Source organism: Devosia sp. MC532, from assembly GCF_016461625.1.
Classification (GTDB): domain Bacteria; phylum Pseudomonadota; class Alphaproteobacteria; order Rhizobiales; family Devosiaceae; genus Devosia.
Genome location: NZ_JAEMNZ010000011.1, coordinates 75,731 through 100,637 on the forward strand (window position 1 = coordinate 75,731; position 24,907 = coordinate 100,637).

Sequence of the window (24,907 nt, forward strand, 5' to 3'; positions counted from 1 at the left end):
GAAGTACGGTAAGACGATTACTCAAGGAAAGAATATGTCACGTACTGGCAAGAAACCGGTGGCCCCGGTTAGCGGTGTTACGGTAACGATCGATGGTCGTACCGTGTCCGCAAAGGGCCCGAAGGGCGAACTGAGCCTCCAGCTCATGGATATCGTCAACGTAGAGCAGGGCGACGACGGTATCTCCGTTGTTCCTGCAAATGATAGCCGTTTTGCTCGCGCTGCCTGGGGCACCACACGCGCGCTGATCCAGAACATGGTCACCGGTGTGAGCGCAGGCTTCGAAAAGAAGTTGGCAATTCAAGGCGTGGGTTACCGCGCCGCGATGCAGGGCAAGGACGTTAAGCTCTCGCTCGGTTTCAGCCACGAAGTGATTTATAACGCTCCTGAAGGCATCACGCTTGCGGTGCCGGTTCCGACGGAAATCGTCGTAACTGGCATCGATAAGCAGGCTGTTGGCCAGGTTGCGGCTGAGATCCGCAGCTGGCGTCCCCCTGAGCCCTACAAGGGCAAGGGCGTGCGTTACGCTGGCGAGCAGGTCTTCCGCAAAGAAGGCAAGAAGAAGTAAGGAGCGCCACCTATGGCTATTTCTGCAAAGGGTGCGGACCGCCGCAAGGCTCGTGTCCGCAAGGCGCTCAAGGCTCGTGCCTTCGGTCGCCCACGTCTGTCGGTTTTCCGTTCAGGCAAGAATATGTACGCACAGATCATCGACGACGCAGCTGGCCGCACACTCGCTGCCGCTTCGACGCTCGACAAGGACGTTCGTGCAACCATCACCAACGGTGGTACAGCCGAAGCCGCTGCTGCAATTGGCAAGCTGATTGCTGAGCGCGGTTCGAAGGCTGGCGTGACCGAAGTGGTGTTCGACCGCGGCGCCTACATCTATCACGGCCGTGTTAAGGCCCTTGCAGACGCTGCCCGTGAGGGCGGTCTGCAGTTCTAATACGGCGAGGAAGAGAAGATTATGAGCAGAGACGTTCAAGAACGCGAAAGCGAGTTCGTCGATCGCCTGGTCCACATCAACCGTGTGGCTAAGGTAGTGAAGGGCGGCCGTCGCTTCGGTTTCGCTGCCCTCGTCGTAGTTGGTGACCAGAAGGGTCGCGTTGGGTTCGGTCACGGTAAGGCCCGTGAAGTTCCTGAAGCAATCCGTAAGGCAACCGAACAGGCTAAGCGCCAGATGATCCGCGTGCCGCTCCGCGACGCACGTACGCTCCATCACGATGTTACCGGTCGCCACGGCGCTGGTAAGGTGATCCTGCGTGCAGCCGTTCCGGGTACTGGTATCATCGCCGGTGGTCCAATGCGTGCGGTTTTCGAAACGCTTGGTATCAACGACATCGTTGCTAAGTCGCAGGGTACGGCTAACCCGTACAACATGGTTCGTGCTACTTTCGATGCGCTCAAGCGCGTTGATAGCCCACGTTCCGTGGCTGCCCGTCGCGGCCTTAAGGTTTCGGAACTGCAAGCTCGCCGCGGCGAAGCTTCGGTCGAAGCGTAAGACCGGCCAGGAGACACAACTATGGCCAATCAAAAGACCATTATCGTGAAGCAGGTTGGTTCGCCAATCCGCCGCGAAAAGAGCCAGCGCGCGACCCTTATCGGTCTCGGGCTGAACAAGATGAACAAGCAGCGCGAGCTCATTGATACGCCGGAAGTACGTGGCATGATCAATAAGGTCGGGCACCTCGTCCGCGTCGTCGGCGAGTAAGAGAAGGTCGGTAGAACAATGACTCGTTTGAACGAACTTCGCGACAACCCAGGTGCAAACAAGGTCCGCGTTCGCGTGGGCCGTGGCATCGGTTCGGGCGTTGGTAAGACCGGCGGCCGTGGCGGCAAGGGCCAGACTGCACGTTCTGGTGTTGCGATCAACGGCTTTGAAGGCGGCCAGATGCCCCTTCACATGCGTATGCCAAAGCGTGGCTTCAATGCTTGGAATCCATCGGATTTCAACGAAGTCCGCATTGACCGCATCCAGGCCTACATCGACTCTGGCAAGCTTGATGCCAAGGCAGTTATCGACTCGGCAGCTCTGATTGCTGCTGGCGTTATCCGCCGCGCTAAGGACGGTGTCCGTCTGATCGGCGCAGAAGGCTTCAAGGCTTCCAAGGCTACCTTCAAGGTGGATTATGCAACCAAGGGCGCTGCCGCAGCTATCGAAGCTGCTGGTGGCAAGATTGAGCTGATCCCAGTGAAGGAAACCTGGAAGAAGCCAGCACGCACTGTCTAATCCAGTCAGTGAGCGCACCCGGTCGTGAGGCCGGGTGCGCTTTTTTGGTTTGTTGCGTCTGGGCGGCAATTTAGTATGCTCCTTAGGCGCTCCGAGCGCACTTGGCATTCAAGCCATAGGAGCGGTATATGGCGTCCGCAGCCGAACAGCTGGCACGTAATTTAAGTTTCTCGACCTTTTCGAAGGCCAAGGCCCTGCAGCAGCGCATCTGGTTCACACTGGGAGCGCTGCTTATTTATCGTTTGGGCACCTTCATTCCTGTTCCAGGTATTGACCCTGACGCTTTCCGCGCGACTTTTGAACAGTCGCAGCAGGGCATCATCGGCATGTTCAACATGTTCTCCGGTGGTGCTGTTGAGCGTATGGCAATTTTCGCCCTCAACCTGATTCCTTACATCACTGCTTCGATCGTTGTGCAGGTGGTTGCGACCGCTTCGCCGCGTCTCGAAGCGCTGAAGAAGGAAGGGGAGGCGGGTCGCCGCAAGATGAACCAGTACACCCGCTATTTGGCGGTGTTGTTCTGCGCTGTTCAGGCATACGGCCTTGCCGTTGGCCTGGAAGGCAGTCAGGGCGTGGTTCTCAATCCAGGCTGGTTCTTCCGCATCTCGACCGTGATCACCCTCGTTGGTGGCACCATGTTCCTGATGTGGCTGGGCGAGCAGATGACCTCGCGCGGTGTCGGTAACGGCATTTCGCTGATCATCTTTGCTGGTATCGTGGCAAACTTGCCTTCGACTATCGCTCAGACCCTCGAGTTGAGCCGTACAGGCGCTCTGCCAGCCTTCGCAGGCATCGGCATGCTGCTTCTGGCTCTCGTCGTGATCGCAATCATCGTGTTCTTTGAACGCGCTCAGCGCCGCTTGCTGATCCAGTATCCCAAGCGTCAGGTTGGCAATAAGCTGTTCCAGGGCGATACCTCGCACCTGCCGCTTAAGCTCAACACCGCTGGTGTGATTCCCGTGATCTTCGGTTCTTCGCTGCTGCTTCTGCCGACGACAATCGCGTCGTTCGCGGCTCAGGGCGACGCTCCAGGGTGGCTGACAACCGTCACTGCGCTACTAGGCCGCGGGCAACCGCTGTATATGGCGCTATTTGCCTTCTTGATCATCTTCTTCGCTTTCTTCTACACGGCGATAGTGTTCAACCCCACCGAGACGGCTGACAACCTCAAGCGTTCTGGTGGCTTCATTCCGGGCATTCGTCCGGGTGAACGGACTGCGGCTCACATCGACTATGTGTTGACCCGCATTACCGTGGCTGGCGCACTGTACTTAACCTTCGTGGCCCTCTTGCCAGAAGTGTTCTTCAGCCAGCTGGCCGTCAGCCAGTTCATCGGCGGAACATCGCTTCTGATCATGGTCACGGTGACTTTGGATACGGTTACCCAGATCCAGAGCCATTTGGTTGCCCAGCAATACGAAGGGCTTTTGAAAAAGTCCCGTCTCGGAGGTAAGCGTCGATGAGATTGATTCTTCTGGGGCCGCCGGGAGCAGGGAAGGGGACACAGGCTAAGATTCTCGTAGAATCTTACGGTATCCCTCAGCTCTCTACTGGCGACATCCTGCGCGCGGCTATTGCCGCGCAAACCCCTCTTGGCCTCGAAGCTAAAGCAGTGGTTGACCGTGGTGATCTCGTCTCTGATGCGATTGTGAACGGTATTGTTTCCGAGCGTATCGATGCAGAGGACTGCAAGTCGGGGTTCGTCCTCGATGGCTTCCCGCGCACGATTGCTCAGGCTGAGGCGCTTGATCAGATGCTGGCAGACAAGGGTATTGCTCTTGATGCTGTTGTTGAGATCAAGGCAGAGGCTGACGAACTGGTAAAGCGTGTTATCAATCGCGCTAAGGAATCGGGCGGCGCCCGTGCAGACGACAACGAAGAGGTTCTTCGCAATCGTCTGGGCGTCTATGCTGAACAGACAGCCCCTTTGGTGAAGTATTACACCGCTAAGGGTCTGCTGAAGGCTGTCGATGGTATGGAACCGGTTGACCAGGTCACCGGAGCCATTAAAACGGCACTCGGTAAGTAATTCCTAAGGCCGGGCAGGGCAGTTGACTCTGGCCGGTCTTATCCTTAAAGAACCGCATCAGTCTCATGGATCAATGGGCTGGATTCGGTTCCTCGCAATCGTTGGGGGTCGAAATCCGGTCCCTTGTTGTTTAAAGGCACCCGCCGTGACGGCGCGTGTGAATGAAGGAGAGCAGACGTGGCTCGTATTGCTGGCGTCAATATCCCGACCAACAAGCGCGTTGTTATCGCGCTGCAGTATATTCACGGTATTGGCGCTAAGTTCGCTACCGATATCTGCACGTCGGTTAATATCCCGGCTGAACGCCGTGTTAATGAGCTGAGCGACGCTGAAGTAATTCAGATTCGTGAAGCTATCGATCGCGAGTACATCGTGGAAGGCGACCTTCGCCGTTCCGTAGCGATGAACATCAAGCGTCTTATGGACCTTGGTAACTACCGTGGTCTGCGTCACCGTCGTGGCCTTCCGGTCCGTGGTCAGCGCACCCACACCAACGCTCGTACCCGTAAGGGTCCAGCGAAGCCGATCGCAGGCAAGAAGAAGTAATTACCGCGTCCGCATAAGCGGAACGGTGTTGGAATTTGGAGGGGCGGGCAAACCTGGGAGGTTTGGGCCGCTACTTCCATGGTGGAGCTGCTGGTATTACGGCAGCGCCGATACCCAAGAGGACCTTTATGGCAAAAGCTGAAGTCGCGCGCGTCCGTCGCAAAGAGCGCAAGAACATCACCTCTGGCGTCGCTCACGTGAACGCCTCGTTCAATAACACGATGGTTACCATCGCTGACATGCAGGGTAACACGATTTCGTGGTCCTCCTCGGGCGTGATGGGTTTCAAGGGTTCGCGTAAGTCGACCCCATATGCTGCTCAGGTAGCTGCAGAAGACGCTGCAAAGAAGGCTCAGGAACACGGCATGAAGACCCTTGAGGTCGAAGTTCGTGGTCCAGGTTCAGGCCGTGAATCGGCCCTGCGCGCTCTGCAGGCTGCAGGCTTCAACGTAACGTCGATCCGCGACGTAACGTCGATCCCGCACAACGGCTGCCGTCCGCGTAAGCGTCGTCGCGTCTAATTACACCATTGGAAAGCTGCCGGCCTTTTCGGGTCGGCAGTTCTATTGTGTTTGCGGCGGAGCGGCTCTAGCGGCCGCTAATTTGAAAGGACCATACCGTGACGATCCAGAGGAACTGGCAGGAACTGATCAAGCCGACCAAGCTGGACATTGTTTCGGGCAGCGACAACGCGCGCGTGGCCTCGGTAGTTGCCGAGCCGCTTGAGCGCGGTTACGGCCTCACCCTTGGCAATGCTCTGCGTCGCGTGCTGCTGTCGTCTCTTCAGGGTGCGGCTGTTACCGCCATCCAGATCGACGGCATCCTGCACGAATTCTCGTCCTTGCCGGGCGTGCGTGAGGACATCACTGACCTCGTGCTCAACGTCAAGGAAATCGCCCTGAAGATGGGTGGTGAAGGCCCTAAGCGCCTCACTCTCACACGTCAGGGCCCGGGTGCTGTTACCGCAGGTGACATCAAGGTATCCGGTGATATCGAAGTGCTGAACCCAGAGCTGGTTATTTGCCACCTCGACGACGGTGCTGAGATCAACATCGAGTTCACCGTTAACACCGGCAAGGGCTATGTCCCAGCCGACAAGAATCGTCCTGAAGACGCTCCAATTGGGTATATCCCAGTTGACGCTCTCTTCTCGCCGGTTCGCCGTGTGAGCTATAAGGTTGATGCTACCCGTGCGGGCGAAAGCCTCGACAAGGACAAGCTGACCCTGCAGGTCGAAACCAATGGTGCAGTGTCGCCGGAAGATGCAGTGGCTTATGCCGCGCGCATTCTCCAGGACCAGCTCTCGGTCTTCGTCAACTTCGAAGAGCCAAGCAAGGAAAAGGCCCAGGACACTGTTCCGGAACTCGCCTTCAACCCTGCATTGCTCAAGAAGGTCGACGAGCTCGAGCTGTCGGTTCGTTCGGCAAACTGCCTCAAGAACGACAACATCGTTTATATCGGCGACCTCATCCAGAAGACGGAAGCCGAAATGCTTCGTACGCCGAACTTCGGTCGTAAGTCGCTCAATGAAATCAAGGAAGTCCTGGCACAGATGGGGCTTCATCTCGGGATGGACGTGCCAAATTGGCCGCCCGAGAATATCGATGACCTCGCTAAGCGCTACGAAGATCATTATTGATCCGGCGCTGCCACGATTTTTAGGAGACCACCATGCGCCACGGTAATTCCGGCCGCAAGTTTAGCCGCACTTCTTCTCACCGTAAGGCCATGTTCGCAAACATGGCTGCTGCGCTGATCAAGCACGAACAGATCGTCACCACCCTTCCAAAGGCGAAGGATCTGCGTCCGATCGTAGAAAAGCTGATCACCCTCGGCAAGCGCGGTGACCTGCACGCTCGTCGTCAGGCAATCGCTCAGATCCGTGACGAAGGTCAGGTTCAGAAGCTCTTCTCGACCCTCGGCCCACGTTATGCTGAGCGTCAGGGCGGTTACATCCGCATTCTGAAGGCTGGCTTCCGCTACGGCGACAATGCTCCGCTCGCAGTCATCGAATTCGTTGACCGCGACGTCAATGCAAAGGGCCTGGACTCCGGTCCATCCTTCGCATCTGATGAATCGGAAGCAGCATAATTCATTGAGCCTTAGGCTCAGCGAATAAGCTCTTTGAAACCGACCTCAGGAAACTGGGGTCGGTTTTTTGTTGTCCGGATTTAAGCATGCGGGTTTTTGAGGTTCCAGGCGGCGTAGAGCGCCGCTGTTTCTTGCGGGTTGCGCGTAAAGACATAGGGCTTGCCGCTCAGTTTCACCTAGTCCCGGACGGCGACGGTGCGGTCACGGGTTGTCCATAACCATCGAAACATTTCGAGCGTCAGTTTGTCCTGATTGCCTTCGAGACCGCCGGGGCGGTCCTTCTGGAACATCGTGCGCCAAATGTAGCGGCTGACGCGCTTCTGCAGGTTTGCATCCAAAACGATGATGCCTGTGGTGCGGGGGAGGCGGACCGGGAAGTGAGCGGAGTAGCTGCCGTCCATGACCCAGCCGTCGAGAGCGGCCGCTTCGTCATAGAGCGCTTTGAAGTCGGCGTCGGGGCGTTGCTCATACATGGTGTTGGGCAAATGCCGATAGCGGTCGAGGTGGATGGCTGGCACGCCGAGCTTGTTTGCGAGCGCGATGGTGAAGGTCGATTTGCCCGCGTTGGTGGGGCCAAGGATCATGATGCGGTTTCCGAAATTGGATAGGGGCGGGATGTGCATCGGTGCTCTCGCGACTTTTGAGCGGATAGGGTAGCGGGACAGTGGGATGAGTGCCACTGGTGAGAGTGGAGTTCCATAAGGCGGCACCAGTTAAGTGCAGAGCGTTCGGGTCAAGCCCGAGGGTGGCGGCTGGTGGGATACGACGTGCAAAGCGAAACGCCCTCGGTTTCCCAAGGGCGTTTTTGTAATTTGGCGAAGGATAAAAATCCTTATTCGGCGGGAGCCATGTCCTTGCCGGTGTATATTTCGTCGACGCAGTATTGGTCGCGGCGATCGAAGCCGTTGAACGGGGTGAGGGAAGCCTGGGTGTAGGCGCCCATCAGACCGAATTCGATCCAATCGTCTTCATCGATATCCGCCGACAAGGTGTGAAGACCTGCTGTGGCGGGGGGAGGTGGCTGAGCGTGGAGAAAGCCGTGTTAAGCGCCGCCGCAAGCGCGATCAGTCCCGGGATGATCAAGTCGGGGGGCGCGAAAGGCGCCAGGCGATATAGAGTGTGTCGAGTTCAGTCTGGTCATGGATTATGATGTTGGGGCCGCAATGGTGGTGGGCCAGCTGACGGTATTTCTCGCCATTGTTGCGCGAGGCCCATAGCCAGTGCAGCATTTTCCAAGTGACGGAATCGCGCTGGCCTTCAAGACCGCCCGGCCGGCGTCGCTGGAAGAGCGAGCGCCAGAGGTAGCGGCGCATGCGCACCGACAGGCGTTCGTCCAGCACAATGATGCCCGTCACACGGGCAAGACGCGGCGCCATCAGTTTTGAATAGCCGCCGTCCATGACCCATTCGTCCCGCGCGACCGCCGCGTCATGCAGCGACTTGAATTCGACGTCGTCGCGCTCAATCCAGTTTGTGTGGGGTAGGTGGCGCAATTGGTCGAGGTGTACGGGGGGAATGCCGGTGCGGAGCGCGATAGCTTCGGTGAGGGTCGATTTTCCCGCATTGGTCGGACCGAGGACCATGATGCGGCGGCCAAGGCTTTCTAGGGGTGGGAAATCGGGCATTTGATATCCTCGTACAAAAAAAGCCGCCCCGGCGTGAACCAGAGCGGCCTATCAAAGGGGATAGTCGGGCTTACTCGGCGGGAGCCATGTCCTTACCGGTGTAGATTTCGTCGACCCAGTATTGGTCGCGGCGATCGAAGCCATTGAACGGAGTGAGGGAAGCCTGAGTGTAGGCGCCCATCAGACCGAATTCGATCCAATCGTCTTCATCGATATCCGCCGGCAAGGTGAAGACCTGTGGGAGGACGTCATAGCTATCGCAGGTTGGGCCCCAGATGGTGAACTCGGAGAATTCGCCATTGTTGTCGTGGACACGCGGACCGCGCCAGACGCGCAGTGGTGGGGTGAAGTGCATGAACTTCACTTCCATCAGCGAGCCATAGGCACCGTCGTTGACGTACACAGCCTGGCCGCCGCGCTGATGTTTTACGCGCAGCAGGAGCGAGGTCGAGGAGGTGACGAGCGCGCGGCCGGGTTCGATGATCAGTTCAGGCTTGGTCTTGCCGAAGTGATCGGAGACGGCCTGGCTGATGGTGTCGAAGTAGTGGCTCATCGGAGGCGCTTCGCTGGTCGGGTAGGGGGCTGGGTAGCCGCCGCCGATGTTGAGGCGCTTGAGTTCGATGCCAGCTTCTTCAACGATACGCGAAGCTGCCGCAATGTGGCGCTCATAGGCGTAAGCGTCTTCACACTGGCTGCCGACGTGGAAGCACAGGCTTGGCGTGTAGCCCATCTTTTCGACGGCCTGCACGATTTCGGCTGCGCCCTGTTCCATGACGCCGAACTTAATGCCGAAGTCATAGGATTTCAGGGCCTTACCGGCCTTGAAGCGGGTTGTGACTTCAACGTCGCGGCTTGGGCCGACGACGGAGGCGAGCTGGTCGAGCTGCTGTGGGTGGTCGATGGTGAAAGAGCGAACGCCGAACTCTTCATAAGCGCGGGCGATTTCGCGCTTGTTCTTGATCGGGTTGTTGTAGTGCATGACGGCACCCGGCGCGTAATCGCGCACGAGTTCCATTTCGGTGTTCGAGGCAACGTCGAACGCCTTCAGGCCTTCAGCATGCAGCTGGGCAATGATGTGTGGGGAAGGGTTGCACTTAACGGCATAGGTGAGAAGGCCGTCAAAGCCCTTCTTGAAGACCTTTACGGCCTTGTGGAACTCCCGCTCCGAGAAAAGAAATGAGGGATAATCCGGTGCCTCAGCCGCAATCAGTGCGGAGGTGTTGGCGTACACGGTCTTCGGCTCGTCGGTCATTGGACAACAGGCCTTTCGGGGCTGGAGTTATGAAAGGGTCACAACGTTTCCGAGGGTGGTAAAGCTCCCGGTTTCCTCGATGGAAACTTATGAAATGAGCGCTGCATATAGGACCGCTTGCCCCCGGGCGCAAACGATAATTTCGTCCTCGAAACAACAATGTTTAAAGGTCATTTTCATGACAGAATTACGAGGCCTTTTAGGGGGATAGATTAGCTCAGGTTTGACCTTGAGTTTTGATTCCGAGGAATCCGGTATGTCATTGCGCAATCTCATGTTTTCGTCAGTCGCTGTGGTCGGTGTTGCGGTCGCGGCAAGCCTTGGTTTTGCGGGTTTGCACAATGGTGCGACCAGTGTGGCGCAAGAAAGTGGGGCCACACTTCGGGCGGTGCCGCAGTCGCAAGCAGCAGTGCAGTTGTCGTTTGCGCCGATTGTTCAGGCTGCATCACCCTCGGTGGTGAACGTTTATGCGACGCGCATTGAGCAGCAATTGGCTTCGCCTTTTGCGTCCGATCCGTTTTTCTCGCGCTTCTTCGGACAGAATTTCTTCGAGACACGGCCCCGCGAATCTCAATCGCTCGGTTCGGGTGTGATCGTGGGCGAGGGCGGGGTCATCCTGACAAATGTTCACGTCATAAAGGGCGCGACCGATGTGCGGATTTCGCTCAGCGATGGGCGCGAGTTCGCGGTTGATGTTGTGGTTCAGGATGAACAGACGGACCTTGCTGTGTTGAAGGTTCGGGATACGGCTGGGGTGGAATTCCCAGCGCTCGAGTTTGCAGACAGCGATGATCTGCTGGTTGGTGATTTGGTGCTGGCCATCGGGAACCCGTTTGGCGTTGGGCAGACGGTGACGAGCGGCATTGTTTCTGGCTTGGCGCGGACCGGCGTTGATGTGTCGGACTATGAGTTCTTCATCCAGACGGATGCGGCGATTAATCCGGGGAACTCCGGCGGGGCGCTTGTCGATATGGATGGGCGTCTGGTGGGGATCAATACGGCGATCTACACGCGCTCGGGTGGTTCGGTGGGTATCGGCTTTGCCATTCCAGCGAATATGGCGCGCGTGGTGGCTGACGCGGGGGCTGTGGGTGGGGAGATTATCCGGCCCTGGTTCGGTGCAAAACTGCAGAAGGTGACCGCCGATATTGCGCAGAGCCTGGCTATGGATACGCCGTATGGTGCGATGATTACGGAGACGGCGCCGAGCGGTCCGGCGGCGCGCGCGGACTTCCGCCCGGGCGATGTTATCCTGTCTATCGACGGGTTGCGCGTTGAGGACCCGGCAGCATTCAATTTCCGGCTGGCCACGCGCCCCCTCGGCGAGACTGTGCCGCTGGAGCGGTTGCGTGGCGGGGTGAATGAGACGGTGAACTTCTTGGTTGAGAGTGCGCCGCAGACCGATGCCAATAGCGTGGCAACGATCGACGCCAATAGCCGCTTCTCAGGCATTACTGTGCGTCAGCTCGACCCGGCTTTGGCGGAAGCCAAGGGGCTGGCCTATGACGCGCAGGGGATCATGGTGACCGAGGTGGTTCGTGGATCGCCTGCCGACGCTATGGGCCTGCAAGTTGACGATATCATTCTGGAACTCAATGAGGTGCAGATGACGGACGCCGCTAGCTTTGCGCAAATGGCATCGCAGCGGACGCGGACATGGCAGATTATTCTTCAGCGTGATGGTCGGGTCAGCCGTTTCATTGTGAGCGGCTAGTGAAAGCTTGAAGGGAACCTGCTAATGGTCGGGCATGTCTGATCTATTCGCTGCAGATCCTGCTGATACTGATAGAGCCCGGCCTCTCGCCGACCAGTTGCGCCCGCAAAACCTCGATGAGGTCATAGGACAAACGCATCTGTTGGGTGAGGGCGGCACGCTTCGGCGTATGTTAGCCTCGGGGCGACTTGGCTCGCTGATTTTGTGGGGGCCTCCCGGCACGGGCAAGACCACTGTGGCGCGTCTCTTGGCCGATCAGATCGGCTATAAGTTCGTGCAGATTTCCGCGATCTTTTCGGGGGTCGCGGACCTTAAAAAGGTTTTTGAGACGGCGCGATTTGAACGGCAGACGGGGCACCGCACGCTGTTGTTTGTCGATGAGATTCACCGCTTCAACAGGGCCCAGCAGGATAGTTTTCTGCCGGTGATGGAAGACGGCACGGTGGTGCTGGTTGGGGCGACGACAGAAAACCCCTCGTTCGAGCTCAATGCGGCGGTGAACTCGCGGAGCCAAGTGCTTCGGTTCCAGTCGCTTGATGCGGGCGATTTGGAAAAGCTGCTGCAGCGGGCTGAAACGCATCTTGGGATTGCGCTGCCGCTGACGCCAGAAGCGCGTGAGACGCTGCTGACGCTCGCTGATGGCGATGGACGCGCTATGCTCGGGCTGGTGGAGGAACTGCTCGCTTCGGCACAGGACGGCGAAGTGCTCGACCCAACGAGCATGCTGACGGTCGTGCAGCGGCGTGCGCCGGTCTATGACAAGGCCCAGGACGGGCATTACAATCTGATCTCGGCGCTGCACAAAACCATTCGGGGCTCGGACCCGGATGCGGCGCTGTATTATTTCAATCGCATGCTGGAGGCGGGGGAGGACCCGCTATTCCTCGCGCGGCGGCTTATTCGGATGGCCTCGGAGGATATTGGCCTAGCGGACCCGCAGGCGCTTGTTCATGCTGTGGCGGCGAGAGACGCCTATCAGATGCTCGGTTCGCCCGAGGGTGAGCTGTCTCTGGCCAATTGCGTGGTCTATTTGGCGCTCGCGCCCAAGTCGAACGCCATCTACACCGCTTACAAAGCTTCGCGCGCGCTTGCGAAAACCTCGGGATCGCCAACGCCGCCGATGGTGATACTCAATGCCCCGACCAAGATGATGAAGGGCGAGGGCTATGGGGAAGGGTATATTTATGACCACGACACGCCAGAGGCGTTCTCGGGGCAGGAATATTTCCCGGAAAAGATTGGTCGGCAGAGGTTCTACGAGCCGGTTGAACGCGGGTTTGAGCGCGATTTGAAAAAGCGCGTCGACTATTTTGACCGTTTGCGCGCGGCTAAACGTGAACGTGATAAGAAATCATGATCCAGAACTTTGCGCTCGTCGGGATCGGTGGAGCGTTGGGCGCTATGGCCCGCGATGGCCTAGCGCTTGGTGTTGGACGATTTTGGTTCGGCACATTCCCGGTGGCAACACTTGTCGCTAATGTTTTGGGATCATTGGCGATGGGCGTGCTGGTTGGGCTGCTCGCGCGATTCTTGCCGCCCCATGCCGAAGACATCAGATTGTTTCTCGCTGTCGGCGTTTTGGGCGGTTTTACGACGTTTTCGTCGTTCTCTCTGGATACAATTTCGTTGATTGAGCGCGGCGCGCTGGCGCAGGCGGTGATCTATGTCGCCTTGTCGGTTGTGGTTTGCCTCATAGGGCTATATCTCGGGCTTCTAATGACCAAAGGTGGAACAGCATGAGCGGCGTACAACATCGTGAAGTAACAGCAGACGACGATGGTATGCGTCTGGACCGGTGGTTCGCTCGGCATTTCCCCCAGTTGGGTTTCGCGCGGCTGCAAAAGATCATTCGTAATGGCGAAGTGAAGGTCGACAAAAAGAAAGTCGAGACCAGCACGCGCCTTTCCGAAGGTCAGACAGTGCGTATTCCGCCGATCGATGATCCGGATACCGTTCGTGCCTTCAAGGTGAATGAAGACGATGTGCGGTTCCTCGAAGACATCATCATTTATGAAGATGATGACATCTACGTCTTCAACAAGCCTGCAGGCCTTGCCGTGCAGGGCGGTACCAACACCACTCGTCACCTCGATGGTCTGCTGAAGAACCTGCCGAACAAGCTCGGTGAAGCGCCGCGCCTCGTGCACCGTCTCGACCGTGATACCTCCGGGTGTCTCGTTGTCGCCAAGACGGCTCAGGCGGCCAAGCACTTTGGTGCCGTGTTCCGCTCGCGTTCGGCCCGTAAGATTTACTGGGCGCTGGTTGCGGGCAATCCGACCCCACGTCAGGGCGAAATCTCGTGCTTCCTCGCCAAGCAGGCGACAGAGGACGGGGAACAGATGGTTGTGGTGCGCAATGGCGCTCCGGGCGCAGTTCACTCCTCGACCTATTTCTCGACCACCGAAACGGCAAGCCGCCGCTTTGCCTGGGTAACTCTGAAGCCAGTGACGGGCCGTACCCACCAGTTGCGTGTCCACATGGCGCAGAACGGTACGCCGATCATCGGCGATCCGCGCTATTTCAATATTGAGAACTGGCAAGAAGCGCCGGGGCTCGGCGAAGGCCTGCACCTGCATGCGCGTCGCCTAGCGATCCCACTGCGTAACGGCAAGAAGCTCGATATTTCGGCGCCTCTGCCGGACCATATGCGTCAGAGCTGGGAAGCGCTTGGCTTCGATGCTGACCGCTATGACGTGCAGAAGAATGATCCGGAGACGGACATTTGAGGCTCGTCATGTTCGACATGGACGGGACGTTGATCGACACCCAGTCCTTGATTTCTGAACATATGACGCAAACCTTCGTGGGCGCGGGGCTAACGCCTCCGACGCCCGCGCAGTCGCGTCGTGTGATTGGCCTGTCGCTCCCCAATGCTATCGCTACCCTTATGGGGACGGACGATATGGTATTGGCTGAGCAGATGGCCGAAGACTATCGCAGCCGCTATCGGGCGATGCTGACGACCGGCGCGGAGCGCGAGGGGTTTTATCCCGGCGCGCGCGAAACGCTGGACCTTTTGCATGCGCAGCAGGAAACGCTGCTTGGCATTGCCACTGGTAAGGGCTTGCGTGGTGTGCATCGCATTACGCAGATGCATGGTATCGAACACTATTTTTCGACGCTGCAGACGCCGGACAATAACCCATCCAAGCCGCATCCCAGCATGATGTTGACCGCTATGGCGGAAACGGGCGCTCAGCCGCATCAGACTGTGATCATCGGCGACACCACATTCGATATCGAAATGGGCAAGGCCGCAGGCACCAAGGCTATTGGCGTGCTGTGGGGCTATCATGAGCCGGATGATCTGATCCGAGCTGGCGCGGACATTCTTATCGAGAGATACGAAGACCTGCCGGCCGCTATCGACCAAGTATTGGAGAACTGACATGCGCGACCAGCTTGAAGAAGCCCACAAGCACATGGAAGACGGCTACGGTCGCGCACAGCATTTGCAGCAGACCGAACTGCCGAAGCGCTTCTACAAGGAAGTGGACGTGGCGCGGGTTGAGGACGGCTTTGTCGTCACGCTTGACGGCAAGCAGACCAAAACGCCGGGCCACAAAAAGCCGATTATCGTGCCGGTTCAGTCCATGGCTCAGGCGATGGCCGAGGAGTGGGCGGCGCAGGGCGAGTTTATCGACCCGGCGACCATGCCGGCAGTTCGCCTGATCAATTCGGCGATCGAGAGCGGCGACGAAATGGCTCCGGCCTTCCGCGCTGAAGTGGTCAAGTTCGCGGCTGGTGATTTGCTACTTTATCGTGCCGATGCGCCACAGGAATTGGTGGAAGAGCAGGACAAGCTCTGGGACGGTGCGCTGGTGAAGCTGGCACGGCACTTCGACGTTGCCTTCCAGCCGACTGTTGGCATTCTGCATCAGGATCAGCCCAAGGCGACGCTTGAAAAGCTCGATGCGGGTCTTGAAGGGCAGGGGCTGCTGACGCTGACTGCGCTGGTGTCGATCACCGGCATCACCGGCTCGGGTCTACTGGCTATCGCTTACCTTCATCAGCTGCTGACAGCCAATGATGTGTGGGACGCGGCGCATGTCGACGAAGACCACCAGAATCGCCTTTGGGGCGAAGATGATGAAGCGATGGAACGCCGGGCCAAGCGCCGCGTCGAGTTTGACGTGGCTATCGCTGTGGTGGACGCGCTGCGTTAACGCGCGCGTTCCACAATCCACTGCGCCGTTTCTGGTGAAATCTCCGTGAGCGGGTCGAGAACAAAGTCCCGCTCATGGGCAAAACGATGCGGCAAGATGAGCTTGGTCGTATCCATCACCACGCGCTCGTAAGCCACCACATCAATATCAATGAGCCGTGGGCCCCAGACTTCGTGGCGCACGCGCCCCATGTCGCGCTCGATGTCGAGGCAAGCGTGGAGGAGGTCGACGGGCGATAGGTCCGTTTCGACTTCTGCGGCCATATTGGCGAAGTCGGGCTGGTCGGTCTTGCCCCAAGCCTTCGTGCGTATGACGCTCGATTGCTTGGTGATGGTGATGTGGTCGTGCGCATCGAGTAGCGCGATGGCTTGCTCGAGTTGGGCGGCTGGGTCGCCGATATTGGCGCCAAGGCTGAGCCAGGCTTTTGCCATTAGTTTGGTCTCACGCGATGAATTTCAATTGCCGCTTCGCCCGACACCATAGCGATGGGGGCCGAGGGTTTGCGCAGGCGCAGAATGATCCAGTTGATGTCAGGAAACTCGGCGAAGAGCGCATTGGTGATAGTGTGGGCGACGGCTTCAATCAGGTTGAAGCGCTTGGCTTCAAAGGCGGCTTTCACCACGTCATAGATCGAGGCGTAGCTGACGGTTGAGGTGATGGTGTCGGTTTCGCCGGACGGGCTGAGATCGACGCCGCACTGCAAATCGATGAAGAAGCGTTGGCCCAGCTTGGCTTCTTCCTCAAAAAGGCCGTGATAGCCGAAAAAGCCTAGATCATTGAGGATGATACGGTCGCCGGTGAATGGGGTGGTCATGGAGCGGTCTCCTCGGGGCCGTAGAGCGTAGCTTGGGCGATGCGCAGCGCATCAGAATTGGCGCGAACATCGTGGACGCGGAAGATATGGCCCCCGCGCTCGTAACCTGCAACCGTGGTGGCCAAAGTTCCTGCCAAGCGCTCGCTCGGTTCGTTGCCCAGTACCTTGCCGATCATCGACTTTCGCGAAGTGCCGACGAGCGTTGCGAGGTCTGGGAAAGCGCGAATCAATTCAGGGAGTTGGCGCAGGATGCTGTAATTTTGATTCAGGGTCTTGGAGAAGCCTAAGCCTGGATCCAAAATGAGGTTTTCGCGCGCCAGTCCCGCATCGGCAGCGATCTTCAAGGTTTGGTTGAAGAAGGCGATCATGGCGGGGATGACGTCCGTTTCGGCGGTCCAGTTGCGGTCCCAATGCATGGCAATAGTCGGCACGCCGTAGAGGGCGGCGACGTCGGCCATATAGGGATCAGCCTGCAGCCCGTTCACATCGTTGATGATGTCAGCGCCGGCCTGAATGGCCTGATCGGCGACGAGGGGCTTCATCGTGTCGATGGAGATGGGCGTGGTGATCCCAGCGGCGCGAATGGCGTCAATCGCAGGGATGACGCGATCGAGCTCTTCCTGAACCGAGACGGGCGCGTGGCCGGGGCGCGTGCTTTCGCCGCCAATGTCGATGATGTCCACGCCTTCGGCAACCATGGTCTGCGCGTGGGCGAGGGCAGTCTCGACACTGTCGTGGGTGCCGCCATCGGAAAAACTATCCGGGGTGACATTGAGAATGCCCATGACAAGTGCGCGCGGCCCAGCAATGAGCTTCTGGCCGCTGCGCAGCGTGTAGGCGTGGTGCGTGTGCATCGAATGCTCCGCGTGAAATGACCCTCATCCCATAGCGTAGAAACGCGGCGGGGTCATGGTTCGCGCCGCGGAAGCTGTGGAGCGCTATTTGCCTTCGCGGGTTTCGACGAGGGTTTTTAGGATCAAGGTCAGCACGGCGATGAAGGTCAGCGTCGAGGCGGCGGCGAAGGAGCCGGTGATGTTAAAATCGTTGAACAAGAGATTGATCTGCAGGGGCAGGGTGTTCGTTTGGCCACGGATGGCGCCGGAGACCACGGAGACCGCACCATACTCGCCCATGACGCGGGCGTTGGTCAGGATTGCGCCATAGATCAGCGCCCAGCGGATGTTGGGCAGGGTGACGAACCAGAACATCTGCCAGCCGTTGGCGCCAAGAGATAGGGCCGCTTCTTCATCCTCCGTGCCCTGCTGGCTCATCAGTGGAATCAACTCACGCGCCACAAAGGGGGCCGTGACGAAGAGACTGACAAGAACAATGGCGAGGGGCGTGAACATGATTTGGATGTTCGCGGCCTTGAGGGCGGGGCCGAAGAGGCCCTGTCCGCCGTAAAGGAAGAGATAGGCGACACCGGCGACGATGGGGCTCATGGCCGCTGGGAGCTCAATAAAGCTGATGAGCAATTGGCGGCCACGGAAACGGAAGCGCGTGACGAGCCATGCCAAAGATGTGCCGACGACAATGTTGACCGGAACTGCGATGAGCGCGACGAGCACGGTCAGCCAGATGGCGTGGAGCGTACCGGGTTCAATGATATTGGCGAGGTAGACGGCAATTCCTTCGCGCAGGGCGAAGGTGAAGATCAGCGCGACCGGCACGACCAAGATGAGTGCGGCGAAGGCAAAGGCCAGTGCAATCAACGCGTTGGCGGTCATGCTTTGCTTTTTGATTCCGGACAATGTCTTACCCATTCCTCTCGGCATAGCGCGTTTGCCAAGCAGCGAGGGCGTTGGTGGCGACGAGCGTGAGGAAGGCGACGAGAAGCAGGACAGTCGCGAGGGCCGCTGCGCCTTCGTAATTGTACTCGTCGAGGCGGATATAGATCAGCAGCGATACGATTTCGGTCATGCCCGGTAGATTGCCTGCAATGAAGACGACCGCTCCGAACTCACCGAGCGAGCGAGCGAAGGAGAGCACACAGCCGGAGATGAAGGCGGGGAGGATGGTGGGCCAGATAACGCGGGTGAAAATCTGCCAGCGGCTTGCGCCCAGGGTTTGCGCTGCTGCCTCATAGCTTTCGTCGAGATCTTCCAGCACCGGCTGAACAGAGCGAACAACGAAAGGAATGGAGGTGAAGGTCATGGCGGCGATGATGCCGAGCTGGGTGTAGTTGACCTTGATGTTGTTGGGCTCGAGGAATTGCCCGTACCAACCGGTTCCCGAGAAAAGCGTCACCAAGACCAGGCCCGCGACAGCTGTCGGCAGGGCAAAGGGGAGGTCGACCAGAGCGTCGAGAATACGGCGACCGGGGAAACGATAGCGGGTGAGAACCCACGCAAAGAGCATGCCGACGATGCCATTGATGATGGTGGCGTAGAAGGCAGAGCTGAAGGTGATGCGATAGGCGGCCAAGGCGCGGTTTGAGGAGATAATGCGCCAGAACTCGCCCCAACCCATGCCCGTCACTTTGAGCAAGATGGCGGCGATGGGCAGGAGGACGATGAGGGAGATGTAAAAAACAGATACGCCCATGGTGAGGCCGAAGCCGGGCAGCAAGTGCTTAGAATGCGGTTTTGCCATGGGGTGTTCTCATAGACTTGGCGGCGCAACAAAAGCTGCGCCGCCGGATAGAATAGGTATGGCAGAAGGGGTTATTGGTTCAGGAAGACCTTGTCGAGCAGGCCGCCGTCGGCGAAGTGTTCCTCGGCAGCCTTTTGCCAGCCGCCGAACTCTTCTTCGACGGTCACGAGGCGAACTTCTGGGAAGCGATCTGCGTGCTTGGCTAAGACTTCTTCGTTGGTTGGGCGATGGAAGTTTGCGGCTGCAACTTCCTGACCTTCTGGCGAGAAGAGGAAGTCGAGATAGGCCTTGGCCACATCGCGGCTGCCACGGGCGTCCACGACCTTATCGACAATCGCAACCGGGAACTCGGAGAGGAAGGATACAGACGGCGTGACCGGCTGGTACTTGTCCGTGCCAAATTCGTTGGCGACTGCGAGTGCTTCGGCCTCAAAGGTGATCAGAACGTCGCCAAGCTGGCGCTCAGTGAAGGCGGTGGTTGCAGCGCGGCCACCGGTTTCAAAAACGGGTACGTTGTTGAAGAGCTTGGTGAGGAACTCTTCGACCTTTGCGGTGTCGCCTGCGTATTCCTCGGTCGCCCAAGCGCGGGCTGCGAGATAGGTGTAGCGACCGTTGCCTGAGGTTTTGGGGTTCGGGAAGATGATCTGCACGCCCTCGGTCACCAGATCACCCCAATCGTTGAGGTTCTTTGGGTTGCCAGCGCGGACGAGGAAGGACGGGAAGGAATAGAAGGGGGTGGCGTTGTTCGGGAACTCAGTTGCCCAATCGGCCGAGACGAATTCGCCGTCCACGAGGCGTTGAATGTCCGTAACCTGATTGAAGGTCACGACGTCGGCCGCCAGACCTTCGAGAATGGCGCGGGCCTGAGCGGAGGAGCCAGCATGGGACTGGTTGACCGTGACGGTCGCGCCGGAGGCTGTGTAGGCCTCATTGATGGCGGCGAAGAGCTCGCGCGCAATATCGTATGAGGCGTTCAAGATGTCGGTGGGCTGAGCGTAGACCGGCGCAGCAGAAACGGTCAGTGCAGCCAAAGTGGAAACAAGGAGCTTATTCATAACGGCGCAAGTCCATCGGTTTGAGCAATTGAGATGGAGATGAAACGGCTTGCGGTGCGTCGTAAAGGTCCAAAAGACTGAACTGGATGAGTAATTTACGCGATGAAACTTAGTCGCAAATCCATTGCGCCTGACTTCAAGGCCGCGCGAATTTTATTCTAAAGGTGCTGGCCGCCAGTGGCGACCAGCGCAAGTTCATTTCGCCACGGCGCGTCCGATGCCGATAATTATGCAGGCGCCAATAAAGCCCGCGACGAGATAACCAATCCAGCCACCGAAGGAAATTCCCAGCAGGCCAAACAGAACGCTGGCGATAATGGCACCAACGATGCCGAGCAGGATGTTCTTGAGAACGCCGCCACCGGCATTCATGAACATGCTGGCAAGCCATCCGGCGATGCCGCCAATAATGATCGCACCAATAATTCCAACACCGTCAAAACCCATGTTTTCGCCTCCTCGCGAAGTGAGTCTGTACGGGCTTAGCGTGGCACACTACGGAGAAAAGGCAAGAACTGCCTAAAATTGCTGCAATAAACAAAAATGCCGACACATATTGTGCCGGCATTTTGAATTTTTATTACTGCTGATAGCTGTTTGACTATTTTGCAGCAGGGACTGCGAAGAGATCGTATTCGTCATTGTCGGTCACGGTGACCGAAACAATGTCGCCGATCTTGATGCCGTCAGCATTGTCGACATAGACTTGGCCGTCGATCTCCGGAGCATCCCACTTAGAGCGCGCGATAACGCGGTTCTGCTCGGGCTGAACGTCGTCAACGATCACGTCGATGGTGCGGCCGACCTTCTTGCTCAGCTGGTGGTAGGAAATGTCCTGTGCCACTTCCATGAGCTGGGCGAAGCGCTCTTCCTTTACTTCTTCCGGAACAATGCCCGGCAGATCGTTGGCAGGAGCACCTGTCACTGGTTCGTACTTGAAGCAGCCAGCACGATCGATTTCGGCTTCTTCGATCCAGTCGAGAAGGAATTCAAAATCTTCTTCGGTTTCACCAGGGTGACCCACGATGAAGTTCGAGCGGATGGTCAAATCTGGGCAGATTTCGCGCCACTTCTTGATCCGGTCGAGGGTCTTTTCGTGGTTCGCTGGGCGCTTCATAGCGCGCAGAACGTTTGGCGAAGCGTGCTGGAACGGAATGTCGAGGTAGGGCAGAACGAGGCCTTCGGCCATCAGCTCAATCACCTGATCGACATGTGGGTATGGGTAGACATAGTGCATGCGAACCCATGCGCCGAGCTCGCCGAGTTCCTTGGCGAGGTCATAGAACTTCGCCTTCACGTCGCGGCCACGGTACTTGGATGTCGCGTATTTCAGGTCGACGCCGTAAGCCGAGGTGTCCTGCGAGATAACCAGCAGTTCCTTGACGCCAGCGCGGATGAGGCCCTCGGCTTCGCCGAGAATGCCGGCCGCAGGGCGCGAGACGAGATCGCCGCGAATCTGAGGGATGATGCAGAAGGAGCAACGATTGTTGCAGCCTTCCGAAATCTTCAGATAGGCATAGTGGCGAGGCGTGAGCTTGAGACCGCTCTCCGGGACCAGATCGACGAAGCGATTTGGAACTGGGGGCAGGTGCTCATGAACCGCCGAAACCACGTTTTCGTACTGGTGCGGGCCGGTGATGGCGAGCACGTTCGGATGGGTTTCACGGATGAGGCCTTCTTCAACGCCGAGGCAGCCGGTGACGATCACGCGGCCGTTTTCGTTGAGAGCTTCACCAATCGCTTCCAAGCTTTCCTGCTTGGCGCTATCGAGAAAGCCGCAAGTGTTGACGAGAACAATGTCCGCGCCTGCATAGTCGCGGCTAAACGAATAGCCCTGCGCCCGAAGCGTGGTCATGATGCGCTCGCTGTCCACAAGCGCCTTGGGGCAGCCGAGGCTGACGAGTCCGATTTTTGGCGCCTGAGTCATGCGCGTGCAGAATTCCGCTAAGTAAGAGAATGGCGCGTCATACAGAATTCTGCACGGTTACGCAATGTGACTGGCCGTCACTTACCGATGATCAGCTGTGCAGCGAAAGCGGATCACGGGCTCGTGAATGGAATTAATGCGTGAACAGTGCGTCTGTAACAGTGTGGTTTATTAGAACAGCGTTGTTCGATTACCTTTTAGCGACTGGCGCGCCGAGTTGGCGCAGCATTATTGGAGTTCCCATGTTCGACCGTCTCTCCGCATACGCGCCGCAGGCCCTCGCTGTGCTGCGCATTATGGCCGCATTGCTGTTTCTCGCTCACGGCACACAGAAGCTCATGGCGTTTCCTGCTGGCGGTTTCCAGCCAGGCGCTGATACAATTTTCTTCTGGGCAGGCGTTATCGAGATCGTCACCGGTATCCTGATCGCTATTGGTTTCTTCACCCGTCCAGCGGCATTCATCGCTTCGGGTACCATGGCTTTCGCTTACTTCATGGGCCACGCGCCGCAGAACTTCTTCCCGGTCAACAACGGTGGTGACGCGGCAATCCTGTTCTGCTTCGTGTTCCTTTACCTTGTATTTGCAGGTCCTGGCGCTTGGAGCGTTAACAAGAAATAAGTGCCTCCCTCGGTGCTGATAGAGACCCTCGGCTTCGGCCGGGGGTCTTTTTTTGTCTGCTGTTGGGAGCGTGTGGCGGTGCGACCAATAAAAAAAGAGAGCCTGTGGGGGTCTCTTTGTAAGGCGCGGGAGGGGGGGCGCTAAGGTTAGCTTCCGTGTGTCTGGCCGGGTTTGGTGGAGGGCGAACGAACAGCGTCTTCCGGGTTCAGCGGGGTCGATGCTGGCGGCGTATAGGGCGCGGGCTCGGTGGCTGGCGTCATATATTCAGCAGCTTCAGCATAATCGCGGTCGTCTTCGCCTTCTTCGGCAAGATCGCGAATAGCGTCGCGGACTTCATCGAGCAGGGATGCCGAGTACCGCGAGCGCTGGACCGTGTCGCCAGCGGTTTCGTGATTCTTGAACCAGACGAGAAGAGCTTCACAAAGGATGCGCAGCGCCACGAAGGCCAATAGACCAAAGACGGCGATTTCCAGAATGCCCCACAGGCCGTTCCCAAAGCCCTGCGAGAAGCGGAAGAAGAAGTGGCTCACAATCCAGAGCAGAATACCGGCTAGGCCAAGGGCGTAGAAAATCGGCATGAGCTTGGGCGACAGAATCGCGTCCAGCCGGAACAGGGTCTGACGGGTGAGTAGGCGTTTAATATCGTCCAATTTCATAAGTCAGCTCCTCGATTCGCGGACGGTCTAAAGGTGTTCGTCCAAGTGCCCTATGGCAAGGTTTTACGCCACTGTTGTTGCGCCGAAAATAGCTTCAAACCGGGTGCGTAGAACCGAATCTACTTCGGGCATGCTCACCAGAAGCCCCAAGTCCTCAAAACTAGTGACGCCTTGGTCGGTGATTCCGCATGGCACAATGCCGTTATAGTGGCTGAGATCAGGCGAAACGTTGAGCGCGATGCCGTGGAACGTCACCCATTTGCGCACGCGAACACCGATGGCTGAGATTTTATCTTCACGCCCTAAACCTTTTTCAGGTCGCTGCACCCATACGCCGACCCGCCCTTCGCGACGCTCGCCCTTAACATTGTGGCTTTCAAGCGTGTCGATGACCCATTGCTCTAGCCCCTGGACGAGGCAGCGAATGTCGCGCCCGCGTTGGGTGAGGTCGAGCATGATATAGGCAACGCGCTGGCCGGGGCCATGATAGGTGTACTGACCGCCTCGGCCCGCGGGATAGACCGGGAACCGCGCGGTGAGCAGATCCTCAGGGCGTGCGGAGGTGCCAGAGGTGTAAAGGGGAGGGTGCTCCAAGAGCCAGACGGCCTCAGAAGCCTCGCCTGATGCAATCGCTGCTACGCGCTCATCCATCATGCGCAGAGCCTCTGGATAATCCAGTGGCGCATCGAAGATGGTCCATTCGACAGCCTGATCATCCGAGCGAAGGAGCTTTGACTTGATCTGACACGCTTCGTTGTTGGTTGTTAACACTTTCATAACCATGCTGGGCCGAATTTAAGGTAGAAGCTGCGCGACACTAACAGATCGAGCCTAAGACCTATCTATGAGCACTCTGGACAATATTGAAGTGGACATCACCGTGGAACTCGGCGCGTCCACGTTGCCGATCCACCATTTGCTGCGCATGGGTCGCGGTGCTGTGATCGAACTCGACACCACTGAACATGATCCCCTGCGCATTTATGCCAATAATACGCTCGTGGCTAAAGGCGAGGTGAATGTCGAAGACGGGCGCCTTCGCGTTTTCGTCAAGGAAAAGACTTTTAAAGCAGGGTAGTGGGAAACTTCCACAGGCTGAGGATTTTCGAATTTAAACGCTTGTGGTCCCCAGAACCGTTTGCTACATCCCCCCTCGTTGAAGCGCAGATGCGGTTCAACTTCTACCAGAATGTGCGGTCGTGGCGGAATTGGTAGACGCGCAGCGTTGAGGTCGCTGTGCCCGAAAGGGCGTGGAAGTTCGAGTCTTCTCGACCGCACCATTATTCAAAAACCCCGGCGATCTTCGGATCGGCGGGGTTTTGAGTTTTCATGGCTCTGATTTTCCTATCTTTTTCCATTTTCGACTTCCGTTGTGGAAAGATTGAAATAGGTCGTGATCAGAGGCTCGGGGTGCTTGTTAAGGCCAAAAGCCTTTGCTAAACCCCTCCTCGTTGAAGCGCAGATGCGGTTCAACTTCTACCAGAATGTGCGGTCGTGGCGGAATTGGTAGACGCGCAGCGTTGAGGTCGCTGTGCCCGAGAGGGCGTGGAAGTTCGAGTCTTCTCGACCGCACCATTATTCAAAAACCCCGGC

Annotated in this window: 33 protein-coding genes and 2 tRNA genes; 21 read left to right on the top strand and 14 right to left on the bottom strand. The window is 57.8% G+C overall.

Annotated elements, in window-relative coordinates; all coding sequences use genetic code 11:
- The first annotated feature begins 34 nt into the window (after positions 1-34).
- The 11 genes from rplF to rplQ all read left to right on the top strand — a co-directional run bounded on the left by rplF (position 35) and on the right by rplQ (position 6,893).
- The gene (rplF, locus tag JHC09_RS13950) at positions 35-568 is read left to right on the top strand and encodes a 50S ribosomal protein L6 (RefSeq protein WP_169194887.1); all 534 of its coding nucleotides are present in this window, start codon (positions 35-37) and stop codon (positions 566-568) included.
- Positions 569-580: 12 nt separating this feature from the next.
- Positions 581-943 (top strand): 50S ribosomal protein L18, encoded by a 363-nt coding sequence (gene rplR, locus JHC09_RS13955; protein ID WP_169194886.1) that lies wholly within the window; start codon positions 581-583, stop codon positions 941-943.
- A gap of 21 nt (positions 944-964) precedes the next feature.
- Positions 965-1,498: a 30S ribosomal protein S5 gene (gene rpsE, locus JHC09_RS13960; protein WP_169194885.1), complete on the top strand. Its 534-nt coding sequence runs from the start codon at positions 965-967 to the stop codon at positions 1,496-1,498.
- A gap of 21 nt (positions 1,499-1,519) precedes the next feature.
- Positions 1,520-1,708: a 50S ribosomal protein L30 gene (rpmD, locus tag JHC09_RS13965; protein WP_169194884.1), complete on the top strand. Its 189-nt coding sequence runs from the start codon at positions 1,520-1,522 to the stop codon at positions 1,706-1,708.
- 18 nt (positions 1,709-1,726) lie between these two features.
- Entirely contained in the window at positions 1,727-2,227 is a 501-nt protein-coding gene (rplO, locus tag JHC09_RS13970) for a 50S ribosomal protein L15 (protein ID WP_169194883.1), read from the top strand.
- A gap of 128 nt (positions 2,228-2,355) precedes the next feature.
- Positions 2,356-3,690 (top strand): preprotein translocase subunit SecY, encoded by a 1,335-nt coding sequence (gene secY, locus JHC09_RS13975; protein WP_169194882.1) that lies wholly within the window; start codon positions 2,356-2,358, stop codon positions 3,688-3,690.
- Complete coding sequence (locus JHC09_RS13980) at positions 3,687-4,256, top strand: adenylate kinase (RefSeq protein WP_169194881.1); 570 nt, start codon at positions 3,687-3,689, stop codon at positions 4,254-4,256. Before secY ends, JHC09_RS13980 begins: the two co-directional genes overlap by 4 nt.
- A 177-nt stretch (positions 4,257-4,433) precedes the next feature.
- Positions 4,434-4,802 (top strand): 30S ribosomal protein S13, encoded by a 369-nt coding sequence (rpsM, locus tag JHC09_RS13985; RefSeq protein WP_169194880.1) that lies wholly within the window; start codon positions 4,434-4,436, stop codon positions 4,800-4,802.
- A 128-nt stretch (positions 4,803-4,930) separates the two neighbouring features.
- Positions 4,931-5,323: a 30S ribosomal protein S11 gene (gene rpsK, locus JHC09_RS13990; RefSeq protein ID WP_169194879.1), complete on the top strand. Its 393-nt coding sequence runs from the start codon at positions 4,931-4,933 to the stop codon at positions 5,321-5,323.
- Between the two features lie 98 nt (positions 5,324-5,421).
- Positions 5,422-6,441, top strand: coding sequence for a DNA-directed RNA polymerase subunit alpha (locus tag JHC09_RS13995; RefSeq protein ID WP_169194878.1), 1,020 nt, complete (start codon positions 5,422-5,424; stop codon positions 6,439-6,441).
- Positions 6,442-6,473: 32 nt separating this feature from the next.
- Positions 6,474-6,893: a 50S ribosomal protein L17 gene (gene rplQ / locus JHC09_RS14000; RefSeq protein ID WP_169194877.1), complete on the top strand. Its 420-nt coding sequence runs from the start codon at positions 6,474-6,476 to the stop codon at positions 6,891-6,893.
- A 176-nt stretch (positions 6,894-7,069) separates the two neighbouring features.
- Here rplQ and JHC09_RS14005 read toward each other — a convergent pair whose 3' ends face one another.
- The 4 genes from JHC09_RS14005 to JHC09_RS14020 all read right to left on the bottom strand — a co-directional run bounded on the left by JHC09_RS14005 (position 7,070) and on the right by JHC09_RS14020 (position 9,770).
- Entirely contained in the window at positions 7,070-7,516 is a 447-nt protein-coding gene (locus tag JHC09_RS14005; protein ID WP_199532430.1) for an isopentenyl transferase family protein, read from the bottom strand.
- A gap of 209 nt (positions 7,517-7,725) precedes the next feature.
- On the bottom strand, positions 7,726-7,881 hold the full coding sequence (locus JHC09_RS14010) for a hypothetical protein (protein ID WP_199532432.1): 156 nt from the start codon (positions 7,879-7,881) through the stop codon (positions 7,726-7,728).
- Between the two features lie 91 nt (positions 7,882-7,972).
- Positions 7,973-8,518, bottom strand: coding sequence for an AAA family ATPase (locus tag JHC09_RS14015; protein ID WP_199532434.1), 546 nt, complete (start codon positions 8,516-8,518; stop codon positions 7,973-7,975).
- Positions 8,519-8,588: 70 nt separating this feature from the next.
- Complete coding sequence (locus JHC09_RS14020; RefSeq protein WP_169194875.1) at positions 8,589-9,770, bottom strand: type III PLP-dependent enzyme; 1,182 nt, start codon at positions 9,768-9,770, stop codon at positions 8,589-8,591.
- Between the two features lie 256 nt (positions 9,771-10,026).
- On the opposite strand from JHC09_RS14020, the gene JHC09_RS14025 reads away from it, so the two are divergent.
- From JHC09_RS14025 to JHC09_RS14050, 6 genes are read left to right on the top strand one after another with little or no spacing between them, the layout of a single operon-like run.
- Positions 10,027-11,484 carry a Do family serine endopeptidase gene (locus JHC09_RS14025; protein WP_248309027.1) on the top strand — a complete coding sequence of 486 codons (1,458 nt, stop codon included), beginning with the start codon at positions 10,027-10,029 and terminating at the stop codon, positions 11,482-11,484.
- Between the two features lie 34 nt (positions 11,485-11,518).
- Positions 11,519-12,841: a replication-associated recombination protein A gene (locus JHC09_RS14030; RefSeq protein ID WP_169194874.1), complete on the top strand. Its 1,323-nt coding sequence runs from the start codon at positions 11,519-11,521 to the stop codon at positions 12,839-12,841.
- Positions 12,838-13,224: a fluoride efflux transporter CrcB gene (gene crcB / locus JHC09_RS14035; RefSeq protein WP_199532436.1), complete on the top strand. Its 387-nt coding sequence runs from the start codon at positions 12,838-12,840 to the stop codon at positions 13,222-13,224. Before JHC09_RS14030 ends, crcB begins: the two co-directional genes overlap by 4 nt.
- Positions 13,221-14,210, top strand: a complete 990-nt coding sequence (locus JHC09_RS14040) for an RluA family pseudouridine synthase (RefSeq protein ID WP_169194873.1) — start codon at positions 13,221-13,223, stop codon at positions 14,208-14,210. The genes crcB and JHC09_RS14040 overlap by 4 nt, the downstream gene beginning before the upstream one ends.
- An 8-nt stretch (positions 14,211-14,218) precedes the next feature.
- Positions 14,219-14,872, top strand: a complete 654-nt coding sequence (locus JHC09_RS14045) for an HAD-IA family hydrolase (protein ID WP_199532437.1) — start codon at positions 14,219-14,221, stop codon at positions 14,870-14,872.
- Position 14,873: 1 nt separating this feature from the next.
- Entirely contained in the window at positions 14,874-15,650 is a 777-nt protein-coding gene (locus tag JHC09_RS14050) for an ATP12 family protein (protein WP_199532439.1), read from the top strand.
- Here JHC09_RS14050 and folK read toward each other — a convergent pair.
- From folK to rimO, 8 genes are all read right to left on the bottom strand, one after another.
- A complete protein-coding gene (gene folK / locus JHC09_RS14055) occupies positions 15,647-16,081 on the bottom strand; it encodes a 2-amino-4-hydroxy-6-hydroxymethyldihydropteridine diphosphokinase (RefSeq protein ID WP_199532441.1) in 435 nt (144 codons plus the stop codon). The genes JHC09_RS14050 and folK overlap by 4 nt on opposite strands.
- Positions 16,081-16,464 (bottom strand): dihydroneopterin aldolase, encoded by a 384-nt coding sequence (folB, locus tag JHC09_RS14060; RefSeq protein WP_199532442.1) that lies wholly within the window; start codon positions 16,462-16,464, stop codon positions 16,081-16,083. Before folB ends, folK begins: the two co-directional genes overlap by 1 nt.
- Complete coding sequence (folP, locus tag JHC09_RS14065; RefSeq protein WP_199532444.1) at positions 16,461-17,318, bottom strand: dihydropteroate synthase; 858 nt, start codon at positions 17,316-17,318, stop codon at positions 16,461-16,463. Before folP ends, folB begins: the two co-directional genes overlap by 4 nt.
- A gap of 84 nt (positions 17,319-17,402) precedes the next feature.
- Positions 17,403-18,191 carry a sulfate ABC transporter permease subunit CysW gene (gene cysW, locus JHC09_RS14070; RefSeq protein WP_248309028.1) on the bottom strand — a complete coding sequence of 263 codons (789 nt, stop codon included), beginning with the start codon at positions 18,189-18,191 and terminating at the stop codon, positions 17,403-17,405.
- A 28-nt stretch (positions 18,192-18,219) separates the two neighbouring features.
- Positions 18,220-19,056, bottom strand: coding sequence for a sulfate ABC transporter permease subunit CysT (gene cysT, locus JHC09_RS14075; RefSeq protein ID WP_199532448.1), 837 nt, complete (start codon positions 19,054-19,056; stop codon positions 18,220-18,222).
- A 71-nt stretch (positions 19,057-19,127) separates the two neighbouring features.
- Positions 19,128-20,111 carry a sulfate ABC transporter substrate-binding protein gene (locus tag JHC09_RS14080; RefSeq protein ID WP_199532450.1) on the bottom strand — a complete coding sequence of 328 codons (984 nt, stop codon included), beginning with the start codon at positions 20,109-20,111 and terminating at the stop codon, positions 19,128-19,130.
- Between the two features lie 195 nt (positions 20,112-20,306).
- A complete protein-coding gene (locus tag JHC09_RS14085; RefSeq protein WP_169194864.1) occupies positions 20,307-20,558 on the bottom strand; it encodes a GlsB/YeaQ/YmgE family stress response membrane protein in 252 nt (83 codons plus the stop codon).
- A 154-nt stretch (positions 20,559-20,712) separates the two neighbouring features.
- On the bottom strand, positions 20,713-22,038 hold the full coding sequence (gene rimO / locus JHC09_RS14090; RefSeq protein WP_199532452.1) for a 30S ribosomal protein S12 methylthiotransferase RimO: 1,326 nt from the start codon (positions 22,036-22,038) through the stop codon (positions 20,713-20,715).
- A 242-nt stretch (positions 22,039-22,280) separates the two neighbouring features.
- On the opposite strand from rimO, the gene JHC09_RS14095 reads away from it, so the two are divergent.
- Complete coding sequence (locus JHC09_RS14095; RefSeq protein WP_169194862.1) at positions 22,281-22,658, top strand: DoxX family protein; 378 nt, start codon at positions 22,281-22,283, stop codon at positions 22,656-22,658.
- A 146-nt stretch (positions 22,659-22,804) separates the two neighbouring features.
- Here the strand turns inward: JHC09_RS14095 and JHC09_RS14100 are convergent, their stop codons facing one another.
- On the bottom strand, positions 22,805-23,314 hold the full coding sequence (locus tag JHC09_RS14100; protein WP_169194861.1) for a DUF4282 domain-containing protein: 510 nt from the start codon (positions 23,312-23,314) through the stop codon (positions 22,805-22,807).
- A 63-nt stretch (positions 23,315-23,377) separates the two neighbouring features.
- Complete coding sequence (gene lipB / locus JHC09_RS14105) at positions 23,378-24,091, bottom strand: lipoyl(octanoyl) transferase LipB (RefSeq protein WP_199532454.1); 714 nt, start codon at positions 24,089-24,091, stop codon at positions 23,378-23,380.
- A 67-nt stretch (positions 24,092-24,158) separates the two neighbouring features.
- On the opposite strand from lipB, the gene JHC09_RS14110 reads away from it, so the two are divergent.
- From JHC09_RS14110 to JHC09_RS14120, 3 genes are all read left to right on the top strand, one after another.
- Positions 24,159-24,392, top strand: a complete 234-nt coding sequence (locus tag JHC09_RS14110) for a FliM/FliN family flagellar motor switch protein (protein ID WP_169194859.1) — start codon at positions 24,159-24,161, stop codon at positions 24,390-24,392.
- Positions 24,393-24,507: 115 nt separating this feature from the next.
- A tRNA-Leu gene (locus JHC09_RS14115) sits at positions 24,508-24,594 on the top strand.
- Positions 24,595-24,802: 208 nt separating this feature from the next.
- Positions 24,803-24,889 (top strand) — tRNA-Leu (locus tag JHC09_RS14120).
- Positions 24,890-24,907 lie beyond the last annotated feature (18 nt).

Bases quoted from the DNA above. Each gene is read 5' to 3' on its own strand.
- JHC09_RS14095 (WP_169194862.1), top strand. From the start codon at position 22,281: ATGTTCGACCGTCTCTCCGCATACGCGCCGCAGGCCCTCGCTGTGCTG.
- JHC09_RS14030 (WP_169194874.1), top strand. From the start codon at position 11,519: ATGTCTGATCTATTCGCTGCAGATCCTGCTGATACTGATAGAGCCCGG.
- JHC09_RS14080 (WP_199532450.1), bottom strand. From the start codon at position 20,111: ATGAATAAGCTCCTTGTTTCCACTTTGGCTGCACTGACCGTTTCTGCT.
- folP (WP_199532444.1), bottom strand. From the start codon at position 17,318: ATGCACACGCACCACGCCTACACGCTGCGCAGCGGCCAGAAGCTCATT.
- rplQ (WP_169194877.1), top strand. From the start codon at position 6,474: ATGCGCCACGGTAATTCCGGCCGCAAGTTTAGCCGCACTTCTTCTCAC.
- JHC09_RS14005 (WP_199532430.1), bottom strand. From the start codon at position 7,516: ATGCACATCCCGCCCCTATCCAATTTCGGAAACCGCATCATGATCCTT.
- cysT (WP_199532448.1), bottom strand. From the start codon at position 19,056: ATGGCAAAACCGCATTCTAAGCACTTGCTGCCCGGCTTCGGCCTCACC.
- rplF (WP_169194887.1), top strand. From the start codon at position 35: ATGTCACGTACTGGCAAGAAACCGGTGGCCCCGGTTAGCGGTGTTACG.
- JHC09_RS14085 (WP_169194864.1), bottom strand. From the start codon at position 20,558: ATGGGTTTTGACGGTGTTGGAATTATTGGTGCGATCATTATTGGCGGC.
- cysW (WP_248309028.1), bottom strand. From the start codon at position 18,191: ATGACCGCCAACGCGTTGATTGCACTGGCCTTTGCCTTCGCCGCACTC.
- lipB (WP_199532454.1), bottom strand. From the start codon at position 24,091: ATGAAAGTGTTAACAACCAACAACGAAGCGTGTCAGATCAAGTCAAAG.
- JHC09_RS14040 (WP_169194873.1), top strand. From the start codon at position 13,221: ATGAGCGGCGTACAACATCGTGAAGTAACAGCAGACGACGATGGTATG.
- rimO (WP_199532452.1), bottom strand. From the start codon at position 22,038: ATGACTCAGGCGCCAAAAATCGGACTCGTCAGCCTCGGCTGCCCCAAG.
- JHC09_RS14050 (WP_199532439.1), top strand. From the start codon at position 14,874: ATGCGCGACCAGCTTGAAGAAGCCCACAAGCACATGGAAGACGGCTAC.
- JHC09_RS14100 (WP_169194861.1), bottom strand. From the start codon at position 23,314: ATGAAATTGGACGATATTAAACGCCTACTCACCCGTCAGACCCTGTTC.
- folK (WP_199532441.1), bottom strand. From the start codon at position 16,081: ATGGCAAAAGCCTGGCTCAGCCTTGGCGCCAATATCGGCGACCCAGCC.
- secY (WP_169194882.1), top strand. From the start codon at position 2,356: ATGGCGTCCGCAGCCGAACAGCTGGCACGTAATTTAAGTTTCTCGACC.
- rpmD (WP_169194884.1), top strand. From the start codon at position 1,520: ATGGCCAATCAAAAGACCATTATCGTGAAGCAGGTTGGTTCGCCAATC.
- rpsE (WP_169194885.1), top strand. From the start codon at position 965: ATGAGCAGAGACGTTCAAGAACGCGAAAGCGAGTTCGTCGATCGCCTG.
- JHC09_RS14015 (WP_199532434.1), bottom strand. From the start codon at position 8,518: ATGCCCGATTTCCCACCCCTAGAAAGCCTTGGCCGCCGCATCATGGTC.
- JHC09_RS13980 (WP_169194881.1), top strand. From the start codon at position 3,687: ATGAGATTGATTCTTCTGGGGCCGCCGGGAGCAGGGAAGGGGACACAG.
- rplR (WP_169194886.1), top strand. From the start codon at position 581: ATGGCTATTTCTGCAAAGGGTGCGGACCGCCGCAAGGCTCGTGTCCGC.
- rplO (WP_169194883.1), top strand. From the start codon at position 1,727: ATGACTCGTTTGAACGAACTTCGCGACAACCCAGGTGCAAACAAGGTC.
- JHC09_RS14110 (WP_169194859.1), top strand. From the start codon at position 24,159: ATGAGCACTCTGGACAATATTGAAGTGGACATCACCGTGGAACTCGGC.
- folB (WP_199532442.1), bottom strand. From the start codon at position 16,464: ATGACCACCCCATTCACCGGCGACCGTATCATCCTCAATGATCTAGGC.
- JHC09_RS14020 (WP_169194875.1), bottom strand. From the start codon at position 9,770: ATGACCGACGAGCCGAAGACCGTGTACGCCAACACCTCCGCACTGATT.
- JHC09_RS14045 (WP_199532437.1), top strand. From the start codon at position 14,219: ATGTTCGACATGGACGGGACGTTGATCGACACCCAGTCCTTGATTTCT.
- crcB (WP_199532436.1), top strand. From the start codon at position 12,838: ATGATCCAGAACTTTGCGCTCGTCGGGATCGGTGGAGCGTTGGGCGCT.
- JHC09_RS14025 (WP_248309027.1), top strand. From the start codon at position 10,027: ATGTCATTGCGCAATCTCATGTTTTCGTCAGTCGCTGTGGTCGGTGTT.
- rpsK (WP_169194879.1), top strand. From the start codon at position 4,931: ATGGCAAAAGCTGAAGTCGCGCGCGTCCGTCGCAAAGAGCGCAAGAAC.